Below are 22,427 nucleotides of genomic sequence, written 5' to 3' on the forward strand. Positions count from 1 at the left end.
CCGTCAGCCTCCGATGAACGCTTCGCGGAACGCGTCGATCGCGACGCGCAGCGAGAGTTGCGGTTGGTCGAGGTAGCTGACGAGCTTGCTGATCTGCTGATCGTTTTGCGCATGGGCGTCGATCCACTCGGGATCGTCGATATCGATGTTGTGGGCGGCGTAGGTCTGCGGGTCGACGACGCTCAGCAGCGTCTTCGCCGACGCGCCGTTGAAGCCGATGATGAGCCGTTCGCGCTCGGCGATCGTGCCGATGAAGATCGCGAGCTCGAAGTCGGCCTGCGCGACGAACGGCGCGATCAGTTCGAGCCAGAATGCGGCGACGAGGCTGCGGTAGAACGGATCGACCGGCAGCGGCAGCGTGAGGCCGCGCTCGATGTGCGACGAGCCGCTCTGCATCACCGGCCGCAGCAGCGAGCCGAGCGCGAGCATCGCGCCGCGCAGCCGCACCGGATGACCGCTTTCGAGCAGCATCTGCTGGAGGCCGTACAGCGACTGGTGTTCGACGAAATCGTTGAAGGTGCCGTCATGCGACGTGCCGGGGCCGCCGATGTCGATCGGCACCTGCGTGTCGCCGAGCGCCTGCAGCGCGCCGGGCGGCTCGTCCTTGCCGAGCAGCGGCGGGATCTGCGAGGCGACGCGCGACCACAGCCGCGCGAACGCGAGCGGGCTGCGCGCGAGGAACGCGAGCGGCCTGTCGACCTCGAGCGCGGTCGCGCCGAGGAACGGGAAGCGGCGCATCGACACGTCGTGGCTCGCGACCATGTGGCCCGCGATCGCGAGCTTGCTGCGCGAGCCGAGGAACGCGAAATGCATCGGCTTCGCATCCTCGTAGACGAGCTTCCAGCGCGGATCTTCCGCGAGCAGTTCGAGCGCCTGCGCGATCCAGCGATCGAGCGTCTGCAGCAACTGCGGATTGTGCGCGCTCTTCACGAAGTCGCCGCGCGACGGAATCTTGCCGAAGTAGGCGATCTGCGCCTGTACGGTTTGCGTCATTGCGCCCTCTGTGCATTCGTTGCGTTGGCGGCCGCGACGGCCGGCGCTGCGCCCGGCGTGCCCGTGCCGGACTGGGTCGCGTTCTGCGCGGCGCCCGTGCTCGCGTCGGCGACCGACGACGGCAGCTGCAGGCCGCGCAGGCTCTGCTGCTGCGGCTGGTCGCCGCCGCCACCGGACGGCTGCGACGTGCTGATGATGCGCATCGTCACCGACACGTTCACGCTGCCCTGTGCCCACGTCAGGTCGAAGGTGCCGTCCGGACGGCGCTTGCGTTGCGCGGAGTTGATCAGCTTCTCGAGACCGTAGCGGCCCGGCTCGTTGACCAGCTGCACCGTGCGGCCGTCGAACGTCGTCGCGGACAGCGTCGCGCCCGGCGAACCCTGCGGGTTCGGCCACACGAAGTTGGTCCACTGCGGCGGCGTATTGCGGTAGCGCAGTTGCTGGCCGTCGATCGCGATCGTGTATTCCGTCGTGCCCGTGCTCGGCTGCGGCAGGATCTGGAACACGGTCTGCGGCTCGGACGACGCGGCCGCGCTGCCGCCCGCCGCACCGCCCGCGAGCGGCGCGACCCAGCGCGCGAAGCCGTTCGTGAAGTCCGGCGTGAGGCCGATGCCCATGTCGCCCCACGTGCGGGCGGCGAGCGTGTCGCCGCGGCGCACCGCGAGCGGCCCGAGCGTCGTGCCGACGAACTTCGCGATCGAGCCGTCCGGACCGAACACCTGCGCGATTTCACCGGCGCCGGCCTCGACCTTCGCGTTCGCCGCGAACGGGTACTTCGTCGCGAGCGAGTTCTGGAACGGCTGGTAGACCTGCGCGTTCCACACCTTGTTGACTTCGGCGCTGGCCGGCTGGATCACGACTGCGAACGCCTGCATCAGCGGCCGCACGAGCAGCGGACGCAGCGACTTGCGTTGCGAATCGGTGAGGCCGGTGAGCATCTGCTCGTCGACGAGCTTCAGCGAATCGGCGAGTTCCGAACCGTTGCCGTCGAGCGTCTGCTGCATCAGCTGGCGCGCGCCCGGGCCCGGGTCGCCCTGGTTCTTGATCACGTTGAAGCGCGTGCGGACCTTCGACAGCGAATCCATGTAGCTCTTGAGCATCGACGTGCCGTCATGCGTCGCGACGATCCGCGCGAGCCCGATGAACTCCTGGCCGATCGGGCCCATCGGCACCTCGGCCGGGTTGCCGTTGATGTCGATGTTGGCGGCCGCCACCTGGCCGGCCGGCGAGCGCGAGAACAGTTGCTTGACCCAGTTCACGACGCCCGTCTGCGCCTTCTTGATCGTCACGTTCGCGAGCGACGGGTTGTCCCACGACGTCTGGTCGTACGCGGTCTCGAGGATCTTGCGGATCGGCGAATCCTGCGGGTCGCCGAGGCGGTTCATCCCGTCGACGGCCTGGCCGAAGCTGCTGAAGCCCTGCACCGCGATGCCCTGCATGAACTTCTGCCAGTGCTGCGCGTATTCGGTCTTGTACATGCCGACGAGCGTCTTCTGGATCTGCTCGGGGCTGCCCTCGAGCGTCAGGTCGTCCTGCGTCGACGTGTTCAGCACCCAGTCCTTCGCCTGCAGCTCCTTGGTCGCCGCGTCGCGGATCGCCGGCTGCACGTAGTCGAACCACGCTTCGCGCGTGAACGTGCCCGGAATCGCGTAGCTGCCCGCCACGAGCCCCTGGTTGCCGTCGCCGACGATGCGCGCGATGGTCATCGGCGCGAAGCGGGTCGATGCGCGCGCCTTGATTTCCTCGTACACGCGCTGACGGGCCGGCATCCCGCGCACGACGCGGCGCAGGTTCTCGCGGGTCTGGTCGACGAGCGCGAGGTTCGCGTCGATCATCGGCCAGTCGTCGTCATTCACGCGCGACAGGTAGAACGAGATCATCCGCTCGGCGCTCTTGATCATCTCGTCGCGCGGCATGTTGCCGCGATTCGTCTCGAGCCAGCCGCGCCAGAAGCGGGCGAGCTGGTCGGTCAGGTGCGCCTGCTCGACGTGACGCTTGTCGGACAGCATCAGGTACGTCTTGAGCGCGTTGTACGCGTCCTGCACGTTGGTCGGCGACGCGTCGCTGTAGAGGCCGCCCTGCGGGGCGGCCGGCTGCGGAGCGGCGGCCGGCGCGGCGCCGGACGCGGCCAGTGCGGCACCGGCCTGCGGCGCGGCGCCCGCCGCGTTCGTCGAGACCGGCATCGTGCCGCCCTGCACGGCGCCCGATTCGGGCGGGCGCGTCATCGGCACGAGCTGTTCGGGGTGCGCGTTCACGTCCTTCATGAACGACGCGAGGTTCTGCGACACCGGCGACAGCAGGATCTGGAGCACGCCGTTGTAATACTCGGTCAGCAGATGCTGCTCGAGACGGTCGCCCTGATACAGGCCGAGCGACACGGACAGCGGCTTGTCGCGGCGGAACTGCTCGAGCTGCTCGATCCGGTCTTCCAGGACGTCCATCGCCTGCAGGCGCGACTGCAGGTCGTTGCGGCCTTGCTGCAGGCGCGTGACGTTGTCGAGGTCGGCCTGCACGTTCGCGACGAGCTGCTGATTGCCGATCGTCGACCAGGTCCAGCCGCCCAGCGCGAGCGCGAGCGCCGCGACGAAGCCGAAGAAGGTCGCGTAGCGCAGCCGCGTCTTGGTCGGGCTCGCGAACTGCCGCACCGTCTGGCGATCCGCGAAGATCACCTTCGAGAACAGGTCGCGCAGGAAGAAGCCGTTCTTCGAGAACGCACTGTGCGGCTTCGGCAGCGCGGCGCCGTCGAGGCCGAAGCGCTGCGCGATGCGCTGCGCGGCCGCGCTGTTGGTTTCGCCTTCCTGCAGCGCGCTGGTGAAGTAGAAGCCGCGGAAGATCGGCTTGTACTGGAACGGGTTGTTCTCGAACAGCGTCGCGAGGAACGCGCGCAGCGACGGCTTGATCGTCGAGAATTCGAGCGGGAAGCTCAACTGGCCCGGCGACAGCTGGTTGCCGCGCGACAGCGACAGCTGCGCGACGCTGATTTCCTTCAGCCCTTCGTAGAGTTCCTCGAAGTGCGTGTCGAACTGTGCGACGACGTCGCGCTTGTCGTCCGGCTCGTAGGGCAGGGTGGCGCCCCACACGCGGTCGTACTCGTGCTTGTCGCTGCTGCTGAAGAATTCGGTGAAGCCGGTGATCAGGTCGGCCTTCGTGAACATCACGTAGACCGGCGCGAACACCTCGAGCTTCTCCGTCAGCTCCTGAACGCGCTGGCGGAGGTTTTTCGCGAGGTTGATCGCGAATTCGGGGCGGTTGCCGGTGAGTTCGGCGATGCTCGCGGTGACGATGATGCCGTTGATCGGCGCCTTCGGGCGATAGCGCTTGAGCAGGCCGAGGAAGCCGAGCCACTCGCTGCGGTCCTCCTCGTGCACCGAGTAGCGGCCGGCCGTGTCGAGCAGGATCCCTTCGGTCGTGAAGAACCAGTCGCAGTTGCGCGTGCCGCCGATGCCATGGATCACGGCGCTGTTCTTGTCCGCGAACGGGAACTGCAGGCCGGAATTGAGCACGGCGCTGCTCTTGCCCGCGGCCGGGTTGCCGATCACGATGTACCACGGCAGTTCGTACAGCGCGGAGCCGCCCGACACCTGGCCGATCTTCGACGTCTTGATCGTCTTCACCGCGTCCGACAGGCGCGTGCGCAGCACGTCGAGGTCGGCCGTCTTCGCATCCGGCGCGAGCGCGGCGGCGGCAGGCGCGGCGATCTTGCCGGTTTCCGCCTGCTCTTCCAGCACCTGGCCGAGCTGCTGGTTCGCGCGCTTCACGCGCCAGCGGCGCCACAGCGCGACGACGAGCCACAGCGCGAGGATCGCCGCAAACGCGATCGCCGCCCACAGGAGCGGCAACTGCAGCATGTCGGCGACGATGAAGAGGATGGCCGCTAGCGCGACGATCCCGACGATCGAGAGCGTACGCGGATGAGTCAGCACGTTGAGGATGCGTTGCATAGGACGTTCAGGTTCCGGTGCGATTCGGTGAGGCGACGCAGGCGCGCCGAGCGGCAAGGGTGGCGCCGCGATGTGTCGCCATGCTGTCAAACGGGATGAAGGGGGCTGGCATCAATGCGCCCGCGGCATCGGAGAAGGCGCGCGCATTAACGAAAGGACGCTGTGAGATTTAAAACGGAAGCGGCGGCCGAAAAAAATCGCGCACCGGAATGCATGATTTTTTGCGCCGCCCGTATCGTTTCCTGCCGGGATATTAAAAAGCCCCATGCCGCCCTCATTATTTCCTGTCCGGCAGCCCTGGCTAGCTGCCGCGTCCCAGTTTAAAACCGGGTTTATGGTATTCCACGTGCCCGAGATCCATCATTTTCCAGCGGCCCCCCCAGGTCAGGCCAACCTGCTCGGCGACCTGGCCGTACAACTGGTAGCCGCGCATCGCCCACGGATCTTTCTCGGAAATGACCAGCTTGCCGTCGCGCAGGAATGCGTTGTCGGCCGCCAGCCCGAATTGGTGATAGCTCTGGAAGGCTGCCGCGTTGGTCACGTTGCCGCCCATCTGCGCCAGCCGGTTCTGCCGTTCCGGGCTCCGGTAACCTTCCAGCAGCGCCATTTCATAACCGTATTGTTCGTGCATGATCTTGTAGACCAGCAGCAAACGCGTACGGAAATCCGGGTCCAGCAGGTTCCAGTCGCGGCTCGCATCCTTCAGCGCCGGGCGTACCTGCTCGACTTCCTTGGTGGCGAAGACTTCCGGCGGCAGCGGCGGCGGCGGCACGAGCTGTTCGCCCTGCAGCAGCGCGGCGATCTTCTCGTCGGGCACGCGCGCCGTGTCGTCGTACTGGAACAATTGCCGGCCGCGTAACGCAATGGCGACCAATGGCGGCGTCGCAAGAATACCTGCCGATACCATAATCATCAAGCGCCGCCGAATCAGTAAATTTTGCACATCGTTTAAAGCACCGCGCGTCGCGCTTGCCGATTTAACAATCTGACTTCGCGTACGTGCGGCGCGATCGTTCGCACGGCGTGTAAGACGGCCGTGAAACTGGGCGACGGATTCGAAAACGGTCGCGCGGATACCCGGTAAAAGCAACAGTGCCGCAACGGCTACGGCGAGGGCGAAATAGGCGACGAGTGCGACGGCAATCAACGAAATCCCCGGAAATTGGAATTGATTGTGTTTTGCAATGCTTGCTCTTAGAATCAGGCTGCTTCAAGAGGCCGGGCTATATTATCGCGGTTAATTAAACCAGGATTCAATGAGACGCTGAATGAGTGCGCCGGAAAATTCAAATTCGAAATCTCCGCCCAGCCTGCTGTCCGATACCAAACCGGCAGGCGACGCGGGCGCGCAACAGTCGCGCATTCTCGCGAATCTGGAAGGACGTGTCACGCCGAGCGCCGAACCGCCGCGCCGTTCGCTGAAGGCGCCGATTGCCGCCGTCGTCGCGCTGGTGGTGGCCGTCGGCGGTTGGGGCGCATGGCGCATGCAGCATTCGGGCGGGCAGGGCGCCGCCGTCACGGCCGAGAGCGCACCCGCCGCCGCACCGGCGAAGGCCGCGGCGGCCAGCGATGCGGCCGTGCAGGTCGCGCAGAACGCCGCGTCCGCCGTGCAACCCGCCGCATCCGCCGCGCAGCCGGCCACGATCGTCAACGACGACGCGGCGTCCCGAACCGTTGCCGCCGCATCGTCCGCGTCCGCCGCGGACAGCAGCCGCCTGTCGCGTGCGCTCGCCAACGGCGCCGACGACGCATCGGGCGCGGCCACGGCCGGAGCAGCCACGGCCGGCGCGGCCGCCGCGGCCGCTGCCGCGACGACCAAGACCGCGAAGGCCGACGCCGCGAAGGGCGCGCAGGTCGCGGCGCGCGGCAAGACCGACATGAAGGCCGAAACGAAGGCCGAGGCCCGCAAGCATCGCAAGGAACAGCAGGCCGAGCTCGCGCAGGCGAAGAAGCATCGCGACGCGGCGTCGACCCGTACCGCGAGGGCGGCCGGCAAGGACGATCCGGATGCGGATCTGCTCGCGGCCCTCGTCGCGCGCACGAAGCCGGCCGACAAGAAACTTGCCGCGCAGAAGGGGCAGGCCGTGCCGACCAAGACGGCCGCGGCCACCGGCTCGCTGGCCGCGCGCGTGAAGGAGTGCTCGGAGCGCGGTTTCTTCCAGGATCAACTGTGCCGCTGGCGCGTCTGCGACGGCCACTGGGGCAAGGACCCCGCCTGCCCGAGCGCCGCGCAGACGGAGACGCGGCAGTAACGCGTCCCGTGCATCCCGGATTGCCGCACCTGCGCCGCCCGTCGGGCGGCGCGCTGCTTTTGGGGCCGGGCATCGCCGGTATGATGCCGTGTGACGCTGTCACCGGCACGTCATGCCCGTCGGGCATACGTCTCCTTTCCCTTTCCGGCGCGGGCTCGCGACCCGCAATGCGCGGTGCGCCGCGCGCCGCACGACTTTCGACACGATGGACCTGATCGTACAGACTTACGGCGCCGATACGTCCGGCATGGTGTGCGGATTCCGCTTCGTCCCCGGCGGAGCGGGCGCGATGCTCGACGCCGACGCGGCCGCCGCGTGGCTGCGCGCATGCCGCGAGCACGATGCCGCGTCGGACGATTTCGTCTGGCTGCACTTCAATCTCGCGCACGGCGCGAGCGAGCGCTGGATGCGCACGCATCTCGGGCTGCCCGACAGCTTCTTCGAATTCCTGCACGAAGGGTCGCGCTCGACGCGCATCGAGCAGGAGGACGGCGCGTTGCGCGCGGTCGTCAACGACGTGATGTTCAACCTCGAACTGACGCCGTCGGAGATCGCGACGCTGTTCGTTCACGTCGAGCGGCGCATCATGATCACCGCGCGGCTCAAGCCGCTGCGCTCGGTCGACACGCTGCGCGCATGCGTGCGCGACGGCGAGCATTTCAGGTCGCCCGCCGAGCTGCTCGTGCACCTGCTGCGCGACCAGGCCGACCTGCTGATCCAGATCATGCGGCGCACGAGCGTCGACGTCGACCGCATCGAGGATCGTTTCCTGTCGCAGCGGCTCACGTCGAGCCGCATCGAGCTGGGCGCGATGCGTCGTACGCTGACGCGCCTGCAGCGCATGCTTGCGCCCGAGCCCGGGTCGATCTTCCGGCTGCTCGCGAAGCCGCCCGCGTGGCTGCATACGGAAGACGTGCAGGAGCTGCGCGAATCGACCGAAGAGTTCTCGCTGGTGCTTGCCGATCTGGCCGGGCTCAACGAGCGGATCAAGCTGCTGCAGGAAGAGATCGGTTCGCGCCTCGACGAGCAGAACAACCGGACGCTGTTCACGCTGACGCTCGTCACCGTGATCGCGCTGCCGATCAACATCGTCGCCGGCTTCTTCGGGATGAACGTCGGCGGCGTGCCGTTTTCGGAGAACAAGCACGGCTTCTGGCTGATGGTGCTGCTCGTCGCGGGCTTCACGGCGCTCGCCGCGTGGTGGGCGTTCCGCCGGCGCGACGACCGCTAGCGCCGGCGCCGCGTCGGTACGTCAGCGCAGCAGCGCGATTGCGCGCTCGCCGATCACCATCCCGAGCAGGCCCACGAGCGCGACGAGCGGCGGGGCCGGCGAGCGCACGTGCAGCAGCGCGTACAGCACGCCGACACCGAGGCCCACCGCGAGCGAGGTCACGTATTCCATCATGGCGGTCTCCCGTGCGGTGCGGCGTCAGGGCTTGACGATGACGCGCTCGCGCGCACCGGCCAGCACCGCGCGATACGCGTCGTGCGCGCGCTCGAGCGGATACACGTAGTCGTCGACGATCGGGAACGGGCGCAGCGTGCCGTTGCCGAAGCCGGGCGCGAGCGTGTCGAGGATCTGCGCGACCGCGGCGCCGCCGAGCTGCAGCGAATCGACACCCACGAACGTGTGCTGGCCGCGATAGAACGCGAAGATGTCGAACGGCACGCTGCGGTCGATCGTCGAGATGAAGATCTGCCGCGCGCCGATCGCCATCGACGCGTTCGCCGCGTCGAAGTACGGGCTGCCGACCGTGTTGTAGACGATGTCCGCGCCGCGGCCGCCGGTGGCTGCGCGTACCGCGTCGGCCACCGGTTGCGTCGATGCGTCGATCATGTGCACGTCGCCCGATGCATGGCCGCGATACCCGCCGCCGTTGCGCTCGACGCCGATCACGGTCGCGCCGTGCGCGGTGGCGAGCTGGATCGCGGCCTGGCCGACCTTGCCGTTCGCGCCGAACACGAGCACGACGTCGCCGGCCGTCGGCATGCCGGCGCGGCGCAAGCCTTCGTAAGCGGTGACGAACGGCACGCCGACGCCGGCCGCTTCATCGAGCGTCAGCACCGCCGGCTTGCGGCGCACGAGGGCCGCGTCCAGCACGAGCCACTCCGCATGCGAGCCGTCGCGATGCACGCCGAGGTCGCCGCCCGAGCCCCACACCGGCGCGCCGATCCAGCCGTCCGGGCCGCTGCGCACGATGCCGGCCCAGTCGCGCCCGGGCGTGCGCGGCCACACCGCGTGCGGCATGCGGCCGAGCGCGGCCTTCACGTCGCTCGGGTTCACGCCGGCCGCGCGCACCTCGATCAGCATCTGGCCGTCGGCCGGGACGGGCGTGTCGATTTCCCTGACGCGCGCGTCGAGCGACTCGATGTCGGCGGCGGGGGCGTCGAAGCGGATGCTGCGCATGATGATCTCCGTGGCGGTGGGCGGTCGCACGGCCCGGCGGGCGGTGCGATGCGGCCGGTGAAAAGAATGAGTGCAGTCTAGTCGGCCCGGTTTGACGCGGAAACGTGCAAAGGCGGATGATTGCTTTGCGCTAAACGCATAGCCAAATCCGAGGGCCCGAATGGACGACTTTCTTTCTCCGCATCTGGCGCTGTTCGTCGACGTGGTCGACCAGCAGAGCTTCTCCGCGGCCGCGCGCCGGCTGGGGGTGGCCGCATCGTCGGTCACGCGGCGCATCGACCGGCTCGAGACGCAACTCGGCATCCGCCTCTTGCATCGCACCACGCATGCGCTGCGGCCGACCGAAGCCGGGCAGCTGCTGTACGGGCGCGCGACGCGGATGCTGGCCGAGCTGCGCGGCCTGCAGGAAGACCTGCACAGCCAGCACGACGAGCCGAGCGGGCTGTTGCGTGTCGACTGTCCGGCGCCGTTCGGCCGGCGGCACCTGATGGCTGCGCTGAGCGCGTTCATGCAGCGTCATCCGGCGTTGCAGGTCGACCTGGTGCTGACCGACAGCATGGTCGACCTGCAGGGTGCGCGGCTCGGCTCCGACGTCGATCTCGCGGTGCGCATCGGCCCGCTCGAGGACACGCGCTTCGTCGCGACCGTGCTCGCGCCGCAGCGGCGCGTGCTGTGCGCGAGCGCCGCGTACCTCGCACGGCGCGGCGAACCGGGGTCGCCCGACGCGCTCGCCGGCCACGACTGCCTCGCATGGCACGGTGCGCCGCCGCCGGGCGCGTGGCGTTTCGGCGAGCGCCGCCATGTGCCGGCGCAGCCGCGGTTTCGCAGCAATCATTCGGAGGCGTTGCTCGAAGCCGCGATCGACGGGCTCGGTCTCGCGCACCTGCCGACCTGGCTCGCCGGCGACGCGCTGCGCGACGGGCGCTTGCGCGCGGTGCTGCCGCAGTTCGCGGCGGCGCCCGAGCCGGCGACGATCCACGTGCTGCGCCAGCCGGCGCGCGGCACCGCACGCGCGGCGCGGCTCGTCGCGTTCCTCGCGACGTGGTTCGCGCAGCCGGCGTGGGATGCCGCATGGGCATGACGGCGACGGCGGGCGGCGTCGCGCTGGCCCGGCCCGCGCCGGCGCCGGCCATGAAAAAGGGCCTCGCATGCGAGGCCCGTCAAAGGTCGGAGAAGCCGGTATGCCGGCCGGCAGCCGCATGAGGCGCGGCGCCGGCCGGAGGCGCACCGTTACTGCGTCAGTACCTTGCGCGGCTTGAAGACGCCCTGGTATTGCAGTGCCGGGCGTTCCTTCGTCGTCAGCTCGATGCCGCCGAAGGTCGGCGTCTGGCGCAGCTTCATCGCGGCCGGCGATGCGACCGAGCCGATCGACGTCGAGCGCGACGCCGGCGCGAGGTTGTTCGCGACGAGCAGCGCGGCCTCGCTCTTCAGGTTCGCCAGCAGCACCGGGTCGACCGAGCTGTTGACCTGCGTGAGCAGCCCGCTCCACGCGGCGTCGCTGTAGTTCACGACGTAGTAGTCGAGCCCGCTCGGGTCGGCGACCACGCCCGTGCAGCCGTCGAGCCGCGTTTGCGCCTGCGTGTCCTTCAGCGCGAGCGTCGTGCGTTTCGCGAGACCCTGGCCGTACGCGAGCGTGATCGGCACCGTCCATTGCAGGCCCGGATACGCGTTCTTGTTCGGGAACGGCTGCTGCTTCAGCGTGACGACGGTCTGGTTCTTCGTCAGGTCGCACTGCGTGTCGAGCGAGATCAGCGGCACGCCGGTCTGACGGACGTAGCTGTCGCCGATCGCGCCGATCGCCTGGCCGCTTTCCTTCGACAGCGCATCCCACAGGCGCTTCGGCGTCCCGTTGCCGAACGAGTAGTCGACCAGGTACTGCTGCAGGCCGCGGCGCAGCGTCTGCTCGCCGAGATAGTTCTCGAGCGTCTTCAGCACGTGGCCGCCCTTGTCGTACGTGAACGCGCTCGCGCTCAGCACGAAGTCGTTCGACGCCCAGCCGTTGAAGTTCGGTGCGACCGGGAACGCGTTCGGGCCGATGTCACGATTGATCACGCGATACTTGTTCTTCACCTGGTCGAGCCAGCTGAACTCGTCGGGGAAGAACTGGATCGTCGTCTTCGTCTCGAAGAACGTCGCGAACGATTCGTTGAGCCACACGTTGTCCCACCAGTCGGTCGTGACGAGATCGCCGAACCACTGGTGCGCGACTTCGTGCGTCAGCACTTCGTTGCCGTAGTGCGACATCGGCTGGCCCGGCTGCGGCAGGATGTCGTCGGCGAACTCGAGGATCGACCCCCAGTTCTCCATCCCGCCGAAGTTCAGGTCCTTCTGCTCCTTGAACGCATCGTTCGCGGCGACCGTGTCGAACTTCGTGAGCGGCAGCGGGATGCCCGTGTAGCGGTAGTAGAAGTCGAGCGCCTGCTTGGTGCGGTCCATCGCCGGCTTCGCCCACTCGCTCATGCCCGGCGGCGTGAACACGCGCAGGTGCAGGCCGCCCTTGCCGCCCGGCAGCGGGCTCGTGAAGTTGTCCTCGTAGGTGTCGAACATGCCGCCGCCGAAGAACAGCAGGTACGACGGCATCGGCGGGGTCTTCTCGAACTGCACGAGCTTGTAGCCGCCGCCGACGTTGGTCGACGGCTTCTCGGCCGCGTTCGACACGACGCGCCAGCTTTGCGGCACTTCGGCCGTCACTTCATAGGTCGGGCGGAAAGCCGGCTCGTCCCAGCCGGGGAACCACTGGCGCGACAGGTTGGTTTCGCCTTGCGTGAGGATCGCGCCGCTCGTCTTGCCGTCGGTGCCTTTCAGGTCGACGCGGAACACGCCTTCCGCGGCCGAGCAGCCCGGATACGGATCGTCGCCGCAGCTGCCGCCGGTGTGGTTGACCGGATCGTCATACGACTTGAAGTTGATGATGCCCGACCACTCCATGTGCAGCGAATAGTTGCCCGGCGAGATCGAGCCGCTCACGGGGCGCAGCTGATAGAAGTCGCCCTTGTCCTGCGGCGTCGCGATCAGCTGGATGTTGCCCGGCTGCAGCGTGATGCGGCCGTTCGTGAACTTGATCCGGTGGCCGGCGATCACGATGTTGTTGACCGGCTTCAGCACCTTGATCTCGACGTCGGCGCGACCGTCGAACGCGTTCAGCGCGTCGTTCGGGCGGAACCACAGCCGGTAGTTCACGGGCACCACGGTGTCCGGCAACTCGACAGGCGACACGCTCTTGTCGACGTTGGATGCGCTCGGCGGCGCGGTGACGGCGGGCGACGAGCCCGCGTGCGGCGCGCCGGCGGAGCTGAGCGCGGAAGCGGAGCCCGCACCGCCGTCGTCGCCGCCGCATCCGGCGAGCGCGAGTGCGGCGACAAGCGGCAGATAACGCATCTTGCGAATATGAATCGACATGACTGAAACCTCGATTGTTGAAAGAATCGTTCAGTGCTGCGAAAACGCCGGCAAAAACATTCCCGTCGCCGTTAATCAACAGCGATGAAAATGTCAATGACGGATTATTCGAAAAGACGGCGGCCGACTACGTGAAGGTAATCATGGTTTACTGCCCCCTCTGGATTTCCGGATGTCGGTTAACTTGCCGGTTCAAAATGGCCGGGCGCGTGTTGTACTGAATTGATTTCGCGCGCACGACACGAAGCCGCACGCCCTGGGCGGGCGCGCAATCTTCTTTGAACCAGCGACCTACGGGGCTGGCCGGCCCTGACCGCAGGAGGGCGGGAACGCATGTCACCGTTCCGTAAAAGCGCCGTCATGCGGCTTCAAGGTTTGTCGGCTTGCTCGAAGGATGCGTAAATATACTTGATGGATTTGGGTAAAGGAAACGAAAAATTTGGAAAGTACGTCTATTGAATGCGCGGCGCTTCATTGAATGCTGGAAAGCATTAATTCGCTTTCCGTCTGTCTGGTGTTTTCGTAGTTTTAATCTATTAACGATATTGCGGGGCCGGGAAAACTACGAAACCCGGCGCAGGGTGCCCGGTACAATGCAGCGACGATCCGCTCACCGCTTGCCAGGAGGTTGTCCGATGCCACGAGCCCTGTTCCGTCCCGCGCCGCTGCGCGCCGTGCTGCTGCTGTTTGCCGCCGTGTTGCTGCTCGGCGGTTGCGCGGGGCTGACGCGCGATCCCGTGCGCGTGTCGGTCGCCGGGCTCGACCCGCTCGTCGGCCAGGGCCTCGAGATGCGTTTCAGCCTGAAGCTGCGTGTGCAGAATCCGACCGATGCGCCGATCGAATACGACGGCATCTCGGTCGCGCTCGACCTGAACGGCACGCCGTTCGCGAGCGGCGTCAGCGACCGCTCGGGCGTCGTGCCGCGTTTCGGCGAGGCGGTGCTCGACGTGCCGGTTTCCGTGTCGGCCTTCGCCGCCGCGCGGCAGGCGTGGAACCTGCCGGGCGCCGCCGCCAGCGGCGAGCTGCCCTACGCGCTGCGTGGCCGGCTCGCGGGCGGCGTACTCGGCACCGTGCGTTTCAACGACGCGGGCACGCTGCGCCTGCCCGCGATGCCGGCGTGGGGCGGCTGAGCGGGCGATAGCCGTGGAAGCGCCGCGTAAATTTCACTAATTTTCACCTTTTGACGCTTAGTAACGTTTAATGCGCCGATATCTCGATCTTTTCTGACGTTCTGCTTACACTGATCCGGTCCGAGGGTCGGACGAATCTTTATAGGAGAACAACATGTCGGCAAAATTCGAAATCGGGAAGGCCACGAACGGCCAGTATTTCTTCCACCTGAAGTCGGCGAACGGTGAAATCATCCTGGCGAGCGAGCGTTACGTGACGAAGGACGGCGCGAAAACCGGCATCGCGGCGGTGCAGCTGAATGCGCCGCTGGACGTGCGTTACGAGCGCAAAATCGCGCGCAACGGCGAGTACATGTTCAACCTGAAGGCGGCGAATTACGAAATCATCGGCACGAGCGAGACCTACAAGAGCGAGCAAGGGCGGGAGAACGGCATCGCGGCGGTCAAGCGCGATGCGCCCGGCGCGCCGGTCGTCGATCTCGCCTGAGTGACGATCGCGCCGCGGCCGCCGCTTTCGGGCGGCCGTCGCGGCGCGTGTTTTGCCGCGCGGGGCAAAGCGCGGTATGGTGTGATCCGCGCGGCGCGACGCCGCCCGTTGAAGCCAACCGTAACCGAGTTCGCGTGACCGATTTCCCCGTTTTCCACTGGACCGACGCCGACGGCGTCGATCATGCCGTGCGCTGGCGCTCCGAAGCCGGCGTGCAACCGCCGAAGCGCGCGGTGCCCGCCGACGACCGCCTCACTGCCGACGCGGCCTACCGCCTTGCCTGCGAGGGAACCGCGCTCGTCTGGCGCGGCGATTTCCAGAATGCGCGCCAGCTCGTGCAGGCGATGGCCCGCCGGGTCGAGCGCAAGCCGAAGAAGGCGAAAGCCGCGGCCGGCGTCGACGCATTCAACCTGCATCGTCTCGCGCAGTCGCAGCGTGCCCGCACGCTCGGCATGCTGCTGATTCCGCTCGATGCCGACTACACGATCCCGCTGCGCCGCGCGCCCGACGTGCGCGCCGCGTGCGAGGAAGCGTACGGGCCGGGTGGCGAGCCGTCGGTCGTGTCGTTGCGTGAGCTGCTCGGCCTCGTCGGCGCGCATGAATGGCGCAAGAAGGGCGTGCCGGTCCCGGCGCTCGGCGGCGCGCCGATCCATCCGCACTACGGCGTGTTCTCGCCGGTGCGCGGCGAATACGTCGATCTCGTCGCGCGCGCGCCGCTGCCGGCGACGTCGCTCGCGTTCGACATCGGCACGGGCACCGGCGTGCTGGCGGCCGTGCTGGCGGCGCGCGGCGTCGAGCGCGTCGTCGCGACCGACCAGGACCCGCGGGCGCTCGCGTGCGCGCGCGAGAACGTCGCACGGCTGGGCCACGCGAGTCGCGTCGAAGTCGTCGAGGCCGATCTCTTTCCGCCCGGCCTTGCGCCGCTCGTGGTCTGCAATCCGCCGTGGGTGCCGGCCCGGCCGAACGCACCGATCGAATACGCGGTCTACGATCCGGACAGCCGCATGCTGCGCGGTTTCCTCGCGGGCCTCGCCGCGCATCTCGAGCCGGGCGGCGAGGGCTGGCTGATCCTGTCCGATTTCGCCGAGCACCTCGGCCTGCGGCCGCGCGACACGCTGCTGCAATGGATCGACGAAGCGGGCCTCGTCGTGCTCGGCCGCGACGACATCCGCCCCGCGCACCCGAAGTCGATGGACGCCGACGATCCGCTGTATGTGGCCCGCCGCGCCGAGGTCACGTCGCTCTGGCGGCTCGGCGCGCGAGCCTGACCGCATTTTCGGTAAACTGTCGCCATTCCTCACGAATTTCCGCCGCCGGGCCGTGGTCGACCGACCGTGGCCCGGCGTCGCTTCCCGATGTCCAACAAGACCCACGAAATCCGCCCGGAGCAGTCCGTCGAGCTGCTGAAGGAACTGCACATCCTGACCCGCGACGGGAAGCTGAACCAGGACAGCCGCCGCAAGCTGAAGCAGGTCTATCACCTGTTCCAGTTCATCGAGCCGCTGCTAGCCGGCGTGCAGGCCGACAAAGGCCGCGTGACGCTCGTCGATCACGGCGCCGGCAAGTCGTATCTCGGCTTCATCCTGTACGACCTGTTCTTCAAGCAGCAGCCGGGTCACGGTACGCCGGCGTTCGCGTCGCACGTGTATGGCATCGAGACCCGCGAGGAGCTCGTCACGCGTTCGGCCGAGCTCGCCGCGCGGCTCGGGTTCGGCGGCATGTCGTTCCTGAACCTGTCGGTGGCCGATTCGATCGCGTCGCCTCAATTGCCTGAAACCGTCGACGTCGTCACCGCGCTGCATGCGTGCGACACGGCGACCGACGACGCGATCCGCTTCGCGCTCGCGAAACGCGCGCAGCACATCGTGCTGGTGCCGTGCTGTCAGGCCGAAGTCGCGGGCGTGCTGCGCAAGAACAAGGGCAAGTCGCTCGCGAACGCGTTGACGGAAGTGTGGCGGCATCCGCTGCACACGCGCGAATTCGGCAGCCAGATCACCAACGTGCTGCGCTGCCTGCAGCTCGAAGCGCACGGCTACCAGGTCAGCGTGACCGAGCTGGTCGGCTGGGAGCATTCGATGAAGAACGAGCTGATCATCGCGCAGTACAAGAACCTGCCGCGCCGGCGACCCGGCGAGCGGTTGAACGAGATCCTCGGGATGTTCGGGCTCGCGGAGCTGAACGAGCGCTTCTTCGTGCCGCAAGCGGCGGCGGGCGGCGAGGTCGCGGAGCCGGCCGCAGGCTGACGCGCGGGCGGGCGGCGCGCCGCGTCAGACGTCGTCGCCCGGCCGGCGCATCCATTCGCGCCAGCCGTCGTGGCCGAGGCGGCGCAGCGTTTCCTGATTCCTTTCGTAGATCGCGGACGCGTCGGGGAACGCGTCGACCGCGCGCGCGATGCTGTCCTCGCGCAGCAGATGCAGGATCGGGTACGGCGCGCGATTCGTGTAATTCTCGATGTCGTCGGGTTCGCTGCCTTCGAACCGGTAGTGCGGATGAAAGCTCGCGATCTGCAGCACGCCGTCCAGCCGCAGTTGCCGCACCAGCCGGTCGGCAAAAAACAGCGCATCGTTGTAGTCGATGAAATCGGCGAACGCATGCGGGAAGATCACGAGCGTCGTGTCGACCTGCTGCGGATCGGCCGCGTCGAGCGCGCGCAGCTCCGTTTCGAGGTCGGCGAGCGCGTCTTCCAGCGTCGTCGCTTCACTGATCGCGTAGCGCACCTGTTCCTTCACGTAGACGCTCTTCGCGAACGGGCACAGATTGAGCCCGATCACCGCGCGCGCGAGCCAGTGCCGCGTGGCGGCGAGGATGTCGTCGTGCGATTCGGGGCGGGTGTCGGTCATCGTGAAACCAGTCGGGGGCCAGGGCGGCGAGGGCCGCATTGTAGCGGGCGCGCCGTCACGCGCACGCGCTCTCGATCAGTTGCGTGACGAGCGCGGGGGCGATGCCGATCGGCGTTTCGCCGTGCCGATAGGTCTGGCTTGCCGCGTAGATGCCTTCGATCACCAGCGCGAGCGAGTCGGCGAGCGCCTGCGGCTGCCGCGCGCCGGCCGCTTCGGCCAACGCGACGAGCCGCTTCATCAATTGTTCCTTGTTCTGCGCGACGCGCTCGCGCGCCGGGTGCGACGCATCCGGGAATTCGGCGGCGACGTTGACGAACGGGCAGCCGCGGTAATCCTTCTGCGTCGCGCGCTCGGCGAGATCGACGAAATACTGGATCAGTTGCGCTTTCGGCTGGCCCGGATGCTTGGCGACGCTCGTGTCGAAGCGCTCGAAGAAACACGCATCCATCCGTTCCAGATACGCGAGGATCAGTTCGTCCTTCGACGAGAACTGGCGATACAGGCTCATCTTGTTGACGCCCGCCCGCTCCACGACCGCCTCGACGCCCACCGTGCGAACGCCTTCCCGGTAAAACAACTCTTCGGCGGCGCGCAGCAGGTGCTCCTGCGCGGTGGCGCCGTCGATCGGCCGGCGCGTGCGGCGCGCCGGCGGTTTGGCGATCTCGATGCCCGACATGATGACCCTCGACTGCATGGTGAATTGCTTGACATGTTACCGATTGGTCACTACGATCGCAACACACTTGTGACCGGTCGGTAACAATGCCGTCCGGATCGACAGACGAATGCCAAGCGTCGGCCCGGGTCAGCCGATGCAGCGTGCGGCGGAGGTGGCCTGGGTGGGGCGGAGGCGTCTCGGCCGCCAACTGGAGAACGCGAAGATGAACTGGGCGGTGACACGAATCGGCGGGCGCTTCCACTATGGATGGCTCGCGGCGGCGGTGGTATTCCTGATCCTGCTGGCAGCGGCCGGCACGCGCGCGACGCCGAGCGTGCTGATGGTGCCGCTCGAACGCGAGCTCGGCTGGAGTCGCGCGGCGATTTCACTGGCCATCTCGGTGAACATCGCGCTGTACGGCCTGACGGGCCCGTTCGCGGCCGCCGCGATGCAGCGCTTCGGGCTGCGCCCGACGATACTCACCGCGCTCGTGACGATGGGCGCGGGTGTCGCGCTGTCGTCGATGATGACGCAGAGCTGGCAGATGGTCGTGATCTGGGGCTTGATGGTCGGCTGCTCGACGGGCGTCGTCGCGCTGACGCTGTCCGCGACGTTCGTCACGCGCTGGTTCCATGCGCGTCGCGGCCTCGTGATGGGGATCCTGACCGCGAGCACGGCCACCGGCCAGCTCGTGTTCCTGCCGATGCTCGCCGCGATCGCGCAGCGTCACGGCTGGCGGCCGGTCGTGCTGGTCGTCGCGCTGGCGGCCGCGATCGTGATTCCGCTCGTCGCGTTGCTGTTGCCCGAACGGCCTGCCGACGTGCAGCTGCGCCCGTACGGTGAGCCCGCCGACGCGCCGCCCGCGCCCGAGTCGACGAAGGAGAACCCGCTCGCGGTCGCGTTCCGCACGCTGCTGACGGCGAGCCGTTCGCGCGATTTCTGGCTGTTGTTCTTCAGCTTCTTCATCTGCGGCGCGAGCACCAACGGTTATGTCGGCACGCACCTGATCGCGATGTGCAGCGACTACGGGATGACGGAAGTGCAGGGCGCGTCGCTGCTCGCGGCGATGGGCGTGTTCGACCTGTTCGGCACGACGCTGTCGGGCTGGCTGTCCGACCGTTACGACAACCGCGTGCTGCTGTTCTGGTACTACGGGCTGCGCGGGCTGTCGCTGATCTACCTGCCGCACGCGTTCGGGATCGACTTCTTCGGGCTGCCGCTGTTCGCGATGTTCTACGGGCTCGACTGGATCGCGACCGTGCCGCCGACCGTGCGACTCGCGACCGATGTGTTCGGCAAGGCCGCGGCGCCGGTCGTGTTCGGCTGGATCGTCGCCGGCCACCAGCTCGGCGCGGCGTTCGCGGCGCTCGGCGCGGGGCTGCTGCGCGCGAGCCTCGGCACCTATACGATCGCGTCGATGATTTCGGGCGGCTTGTGCATCGTCGGCGCGCTGATCGTGCTGCGGATCAACCGCGGCCCGTCGAGCGCGGCCGCGCAGGCGGCCTGACGGTGCGCGTCCGGCCGCCCGGCAGGCCGCCCTGGCGGCGGCCTGCCGGGCATTGCACGTCCGCAGATTTGCATAGCGAGGCAGGAGCGGGCGCGCATCGACTCAAGCGGGTATGCTTGCGGTTTGCCAGGCGTTCGCGCCCCTTCATCGATGTCAGAGAGGAACCGCATGTCCGTCAAACCTGCACCTACCACTGTTTCGATTCACGAACTGATCGCGGGCCGCTGGAGCCCGCGCGCGTATTCGGATGAACCCGTCAGCGCGGCTGATTTGCACGCGGTGCTCGAAGCCGCGCGCTGGGCGCCGTCCGCTTACAACGCGCAGCCGTGGCGCTTCGTCGTATTCGACCGCACGCAGGACGAAGACGCGTTCAAGCGCGCATTTGCGACGCTGGTGCCGTTCAACCAGGGCTGGAATGCGCCGGCGCCCGTGCTGATCGCGGTGACGGCGCACACGCTCACGCCGAAGGGCGAGCCGGCGCCGACCGCGCTGTACGATGCGGGCGCCGCCGCGATGTCGCTGGTGCTGCAGGCGCACGCGCTGGGCCTGGCCGCCCACCAGATGAGCGGCTTCGACGCGAACGCGTTCCGCGACACGTTCGCGATCCCCGCCGATGTTGCGATCCTGTCGATCATCTCGCTCGGCCACTACGGCAACGTCGACAAGCTCGATCCGGTGCTGCGGGATCGCGAAAAAGCCCCGCGCACGCGCCATGCAATCGGCGAGGTCGTGTATGCGGGCGCGTGGAAGAAGGGTTTCGACGCGGCTGCCTGATTTTCCCGGCGGGCGGGCTGCATCGCGCGTCCCGCCAGCCAGTCTCCCGGCGCGTCAGGCCGTGCGCCGCGGCCGCCGGAGCCCGATGCGCGGCACCGGCGGCCGGCCCCGGTTGTGATCGCGCGGGCTTCATGTTAAAAAGCCCGTCCTTTCCGTTTTCGCGCCGGCCCTGCTGCGGCAACTTCCCATGACTTACTGCGCGATCGATTTCGGCACGTCCAATTCCGCCGTGGCGCTGCCCGACGGCGACGGCATGCGCCTCGCGCCCGTCGAGGGCGACCATCTGACGCTGCCCACTGCGATCTTTTTCAACAACGACGAAGAGACGGTCGAATACGGCCGCGCGGCGCTGGCTTCCTACATCGACGGTTTCGACGGCCGGCTGATGCGCTCGATGAAGAGCATTCTCGGCTCGCCGCTCGCGGAAACGACGACCGATCTCGGCGACGGCAGCGCAATCGCGTACACCGAAATCATCGCGCGCTTCCTGACGCACCTGAAGCGCAAGGCCGAAGCCCGCGCGGGTGCGCCGATCGGCCGTGCTGTGCTCGGCCGGCCGGTGTTCTTCGTCGACGACGATCCGCGCGCCGACCGTCTCGCACAGAATCAGCTCGAAGCCGCCGCGCGGTCGGTCGGCTTCGCGGACGTCCACTTCCAGTACGAACCGATCGCGGCCGCGTTCGACTACGAATCGCGCCAGCAGGCGGAGCGTCTCGTGCTCGTCGCCGACATCGGCGGCGGTACGTCCGACTTCTCGCTGGTGCGCGTCGGGCCGGAGCGAATGGCGCGGCTCGAGCGCAAGGACGACGTGCTGGCCCACCACGGCGTGCATGTCGCGGGCACCGACTACGACCGGCGTGTCGAGCTGGCAGCGATCCTGCCCGCATTCGGCTACCGCTCGCTCGACCCTGAAGGGCGCGAGCTGCCGAACAAGATCTACTTCGATCTCGCCACGTGGCACCTGATCAATACGGTCTACACGCCGAAGCGGCTCGGCGAACTGAAGCTGATGAAGCACCTGTACCGGGACGTGCAGCAATACGACCGGCTCACGAGCGTGGTCGAGCAGCGGCTCGGGCACGCGCTGATGGCGCGTGCGGAAGAAGCGAAGATCGGCGTCGCGGCGGGCGGGGAGACGGTGATCGACCTGAACGACGTGGAAGAGGATCTGCAGATCGCGTTCGATGCCGATCGCCTCGTCGACGCGAGCCGCGACGACACCGCGCGCATCGTCGACGCCGCGCGCGAGACGGTGCGGCTCGCGCGCGTGGCGCCGCGCGACGTCGGCGCGCTGTATTTCACCGGCGGCTCGACGGGGCTCGCGTTCCTGTCGGGCGCGCTCGCGGGTGCGTTCCCGGATGCGCAGCCGGTATTCGGCGACCGCCTCGCAAGTGTCGCGACGGGCCTCGGCATTCACGCGCAGCGCTTGTTCGGTTGAAAGCGGGCGGCTGAAAGGCCGCGCTGCCGGTTGGCCGGCGCCGAAAAACAAAAAGCCCCGCCGAAGCGGGGCTTTTTTACACGAATTATCGCGCCAAGCTTAGACCGGACGGATGTTCGCAGCTTGCAGACCCTTCGGGCCCGTCTTCACTTCGAATTCAACCTTCTGGTTTTCTTGCAGCGTCTTGAAGCCTTCGACGCGGATTTCCGAGAAGTGCGCGAACAGATCGTCGCCGCCGCCTTCCGGGGTGATGAAGCCGAAGCCCTTTGCGTCATTGAACCACTTGACGGTACCGGTTGCCATGTTACTTGTTCCTAAAAAGATAAAACGGGGCCGAGGCCCATGGGGTGCGGAAAATCAAGGAAGGGGTAATAGGACCAACCGGAGTACCGTTGATGGGCGAACTACGAAAGAACCAATTCACTCGCCACTTGAAATCCTGCGAAGTCCTTTATACGACTTCTCACTCGCGTGGTCAACCGTATTTCCGTTCACTCAGGGTTATTGCGGATATCAGGTTTACAAAGCTTGCAAACGGCGCGAATTTTTTGTAGGGGCCGATCGATTTTGGCGCCATGTTTCAGGTGCAACCGTTAAACTA

At 67.4% G+C, this 22,427-nt stretch carries 19 protein-coding genes; 10 read left to right on the plus strand and 9 right to left on the minus strand.

What is annotated here, in order from left to right:
- Positions 1–3: 3 nt before the first annotated feature.
- The 3 genes from tagF to HWX08_RS28530 form a co-directional block, all read right to left on the minus strand.
- Positions 4–993 carry a type VI secretion system-associated protein TagF gene (gene tagF / locus HWX08_RS28520; protein WP_069255617.1) on the minus strand — a complete coding sequence of 330 codons (990 nt, stop codon included), beginning with the start codon at positions 991–993 and terminating at the stop codon, positions 4–6.
- Positions 990–4,934 carry a type VI secretion system membrane subunit TssM gene (tssM, locus tag HWX08_RS28525; RefSeq protein ID WP_174922155.1) on the minus strand — a complete coding sequence of 1,315 codons (3,945 nt, stop codon included), beginning with the start codon at positions 4,932–4,934 and terminating at the stop codon, positions 990–992. Before tssM ends, tagF begins: the two co-directional genes overlap by 4 nt.
- A gap of 301 nt (positions 4,935–5,235) precedes the next feature.
- Positions 5,236–6,081 carry a M15 family metallopeptidase gene (locus tag HWX08_RS28530; protein WP_069255619.1) on the minus strand — a complete coding sequence of 282 codons (846 nt, stop codon included), beginning with the start codon at positions 6,079–6,081 and terminating at the stop codon, positions 5,236–5,238.
- 121 nt (positions 6,082–6,202) lie between these two features.
- On the opposite strand from HWX08_RS28530, the gene HWX08_RS28535 reads away from it, so the two are divergent.
- Together HWX08_RS28535 and HWX08_RS28540 are read left to right on the plus strand one after the other, a co-directional pair.
- Positions 6,203–7,186, plus strand: coding sequence for a phage tail protein (locus tag HWX08_RS28535; protein ID WP_174922154.1), 984 nt, complete (start codon positions 6,203–6,205; stop codon positions 7,184–7,186).
- 205 nt (positions 7,187–7,391) lie between these two features.
- Positions 7,392–8,417: a transporter gene (locus tag HWX08_RS28540; RefSeq protein WP_069255621.1), complete on the plus strand. Its 1,026-nt coding sequence runs from the start codon at positions 7,392–7,394 to the stop codon at positions 8,415–8,417.
- 21 nt (positions 8,418–8,438) lie between these two features.
- Here the strand turns inward: HWX08_RS28540 and HWX08_RS28545 are convergent, their stop codons facing one another.
- Both HWX08_RS28545 and HWX08_RS28550 read right to left on the minus strand, forming a co-directional pair.
- The gene (locus HWX08_RS28545; RefSeq protein WP_076605856.1) at positions 8,439–8,591 is read right to left on the minus strand and encodes a DUF1427 family protein; all 153 of its coding nucleotides are present in this window, start codon (positions 8,589–8,591) and stop codon (positions 8,439–8,441) included.
- A 24-nt stretch (positions 8,592–8,615) separates the two neighbouring features.
- Entirely contained in the window at positions 8,616–9,593 is a 978-nt protein-coding gene (locus tag HWX08_RS28550) for a quinone oxidoreductase family protein (protein ID WP_069255622.1), read from the minus strand.
- Between the two features lie 160 nt (positions 9,594–9,753).
- Between HWX08_RS28550 and HWX08_RS28555 the strand changes: the two genes are divergently transcribed.
- A complete protein-coding gene (locus tag HWX08_RS28555; RefSeq protein ID WP_175807109.1) occupies positions 9,754–10,674 on the plus strand; it encodes a LysR family transcriptional regulator in 921 nt (306 codons plus the stop codon).
- A 149-nt stretch (positions 10,675–10,823) separates the two neighbouring features.
- Here the strand turns inward: HWX08_RS28555 and HWX08_RS28560 are convergent, their stop codons facing one another.
- Positions 10,824–12,992, minus strand: coding sequence for a M1 family metallopeptidase (locus tag HWX08_RS28560; RefSeq protein WP_069255624.1), 2,169 nt, complete (start codon positions 12,990–12,992; stop codon positions 10,824–10,826).
- Between the two features lie 635 nt (positions 12,993–13,627).
- Between HWX08_RS28560 and HWX08_RS28565 the strand changes: the two genes are divergently transcribed.
- From HWX08_RS28565 to HWX08_RS28580, 4 genes are all read left to right on the plus strand, one after another.
- Positions 13,628–14,122 (plus strand): LEA/WHy family protein, encoded by a 495-nt coding sequence (locus tag HWX08_RS28565; protein WP_069255625.1) that lies wholly within the window; start codon positions 13,628–13,630, stop codon positions 14,120–14,122.
- A 154-nt stretch (positions 14,123–14,276) separates the two neighbouring features.
- Positions 14,277–14,609 carry a YegP family protein gene (locus tag HWX08_RS28570; protein WP_174922631.1) on the plus strand — a complete coding sequence of 111 codons (333 nt, stop codon included), beginning with the start codon at positions 14,277–14,279 and terminating at the stop codon, positions 14,607–14,609.
- Between the two features lie 134 nt (positions 14,610–14,743).
- Positions 14,744–15,877, plus strand: coding sequence for a methyltransferase (locus HWX08_RS28575; protein WP_174922630.1), 1,134 nt, complete (start codon positions 14,744–14,746; stop codon positions 15,875–15,877).
- An 87-nt stretch (positions 15,878–15,964) separates the two neighbouring features.
- Positions 15,965–16,852: a class I SAM-dependent methyltransferase gene (locus tag HWX08_RS28580; protein WP_174922629.1), complete on the plus strand. Its 888-nt coding sequence runs from the start codon at positions 15,965–15,967 to the stop codon at positions 16,850–16,852.
- Between the two features lie 24 nt (positions 16,853–16,876).
- Here HWX08_RS28580 and HWX08_RS28585 read toward each other — a convergent pair whose 3' ends face one another.
- Together HWX08_RS28585 and HWX08_RS28590 are read right to left on the minus strand one after the other, a co-directional pair.
- Positions 16,877–17,449 carry a DUF1415 domain-containing protein gene (locus tag HWX08_RS28585; protein ID WP_069255629.1) on the minus strand — a complete coding sequence of 191 codons (573 nt, stop codon included), beginning with the start codon at positions 17,447–17,449 and terminating at the stop codon, positions 16,877–16,879.
- 55 nt (positions 17,450–17,504) lie between these two features.
- Positions 17,505–18,125, minus strand: coding sequence for a TetR/AcrR family transcriptional regulator (locus tag HWX08_RS28590; protein ID WP_174922632.1), 621 nt, complete (start codon positions 18,123–18,125; stop codon positions 17,505–17,507).
- A 205-nt stretch (positions 18,126–18,330) separates the two neighbouring features.
- On the opposite strand from HWX08_RS28590, the gene HWX08_RS28595 reads away from it, so the two are divergent.
- The 3 genes from HWX08_RS28595 (at position 18,331) to HWX08_RS28605 (ending at position 21,826) form a co-directional block, all read left to right on the plus strand.
- Complete coding sequence (locus tag HWX08_RS28595) at positions 18,331–19,614, plus strand: MFS transporter (RefSeq protein WP_069255631.1); 1,284 nt, start codon at positions 18,331–18,333, stop codon at positions 19,612–19,614.
- 168 nt (positions 19,615–19,782) lie between these two features.
- Positions 19,783–20,388 carry a nitroreductase family protein gene (locus tag HWX08_RS28600; protein WP_069255632.1) on the plus strand — a complete coding sequence of 202 codons (606 nt, stop codon included), beginning with the start codon at positions 19,783–19,785 and terminating at the stop codon, positions 20,386–20,388.
- 187 nt (positions 20,389–20,575) lie between these two features.
- Complete coding sequence (locus HWX08_RS28605) at positions 20,576–21,826, plus strand: Hsp70 family protein (RefSeq protein ID WP_174922628.1); 1,251 nt, start codon at positions 20,576–20,578, stop codon at positions 21,824–21,826.
- A gap of 99 nt (positions 21,827–21,925) precedes the next feature.
- Here HWX08_RS28605 and HWX08_RS28610 read toward each other — a convergent pair whose 3' ends face one another.
- Positions 21,926–22,129: a cold-shock protein gene (locus HWX08_RS28610; protein WP_006477070.1), complete on the minus strand. Its 204-nt coding sequence runs from the start codon at positions 22,127–22,129 to the stop codon at positions 21,926–21,928.
- Positions 22,130–22,427: the final 298 nt, after the last annotated feature.

This window comes from Burkholderia metallica (assembly GCF_902832845.1).
GTDB lineage: Bacteria > Pseudomonadota > Gammaproteobacteria > Burkholderiales > Burkholderiaceae > Burkholderia > Burkholderia metallica.

Excerpts from the sequence above, each read along its gene's own strand:
- tssM (WP_174922155.1), bottom strand. The coding sequence starts at position 4,934 with ATGCAACGCATCCTCAACGTGCTGACTCATCCGCGTACGCTCTCGATC.
- HWX08_RS28600 (WP_069255632.1), top strand. The coding sequence starts at position 19,783 with ATGTCCGTCAAACCTGCACCTACCACTGTTTCGATTCACGAACTGATC.
- HWX08_RS28605 (WP_174922628.1), top strand. The coding sequence starts at position 20,576 with ATGACTTACTGCGCGATCGATTTCGGCACGTCCAATTCCGCCGTGGCG.
- HWX08_RS28550 (WP_069255622.1), bottom strand. The coding sequence starts at position 9,593 with ATGCGCAGCATCCGCTTCGACGCCCCCGCCGCCGACATCGAGTCGCTC.
- HWX08_RS28545 (WP_076605856.1), bottom strand. The coding sequence starts at position 8,591 with ATGATGGAATACGTGACCTCGCTCGCGGTGGGCCTCGGTGTCGGCGTG.
- HWX08_RS28570 (WP_174922631.1), top strand. The coding sequence starts at position 14,277 with ATGTCGGCAAAATTCGAAATCGGGAAGGCCACGAACGGCCAGTATTTC.
- HWX08_RS28565 (WP_069255625.1), top strand. The coding sequence starts at position 13,628 with ATGCCACGAGCCCTGTTCCGTCCCGCGCCGCTGCGCGCCGTGCTGCTG.
- HWX08_RS28555 (WP_175807109.1), top strand. The coding sequence starts at position 9,754 with ATGGACGACTTTCTTTCTCCGCATCTGGCGCTGTTCGTCGACGTGGTC.
- HWX08_RS28540 (WP_069255621.1), top strand. The coding sequence starts at position 7,392 with ATGGACCTGATCGTACAGACTTACGGCGCCGATACGTCCGGCATGGTG.
- HWX08_RS28610 (WP_006477070.1), bottom strand. The coding sequence starts at position 22,129 with ATGGCAACCGGTACCGTCAAGTGGTTCAATGACGCAAAGGGCTTCGGC.
- HWX08_RS28595 (WP_069255631.1), top strand. The coding sequence starts at position 18,331 with ATGAACTGGGCGGTGACACGAATCGGCGGGCGCTTCCACTATGGATGG.
- tagF (WP_069255617.1), bottom strand. The coding sequence starts at position 993 with ATGACGCAAACCGTACAGGCGCAGATCGCCTACTTCGGCAAGATTCCG.
- HWX08_RS28580 (WP_174922629.1), top strand. The coding sequence starts at position 15,965 with ATGTCCAACAAGACCCACGAAATCCGCCCGGAGCAGTCCGTCGAGCTG.
- HWX08_RS28560 (WP_069255624.1), bottom strand. The coding sequence starts at position 12,992 with ATGTCGATTCATATTCGCAAGATGCGTTATCTGCCGCTTGTCGCCGCA.
- HWX08_RS28590 (WP_174922632.1), bottom strand. The coding sequence starts at position 18,125 with ATGTCGGGCATCGAGATCGCCAAACCGCCGGCGCGCCGCACGCGCCGG.
- HWX08_RS28535 (WP_174922154.1), top strand. The coding sequence starts at position 6,203 with ATGAGTGCGCCGGAAAATTCAAATTCGAAATCTCCGCCCAGCCTGCTG.
- HWX08_RS28585 (WP_069255629.1), bottom strand. The coding sequence starts at position 17,449 with ATGACCGACACCCGCCCCGAATCGCACGACGACATCCTCGCCGCCACG.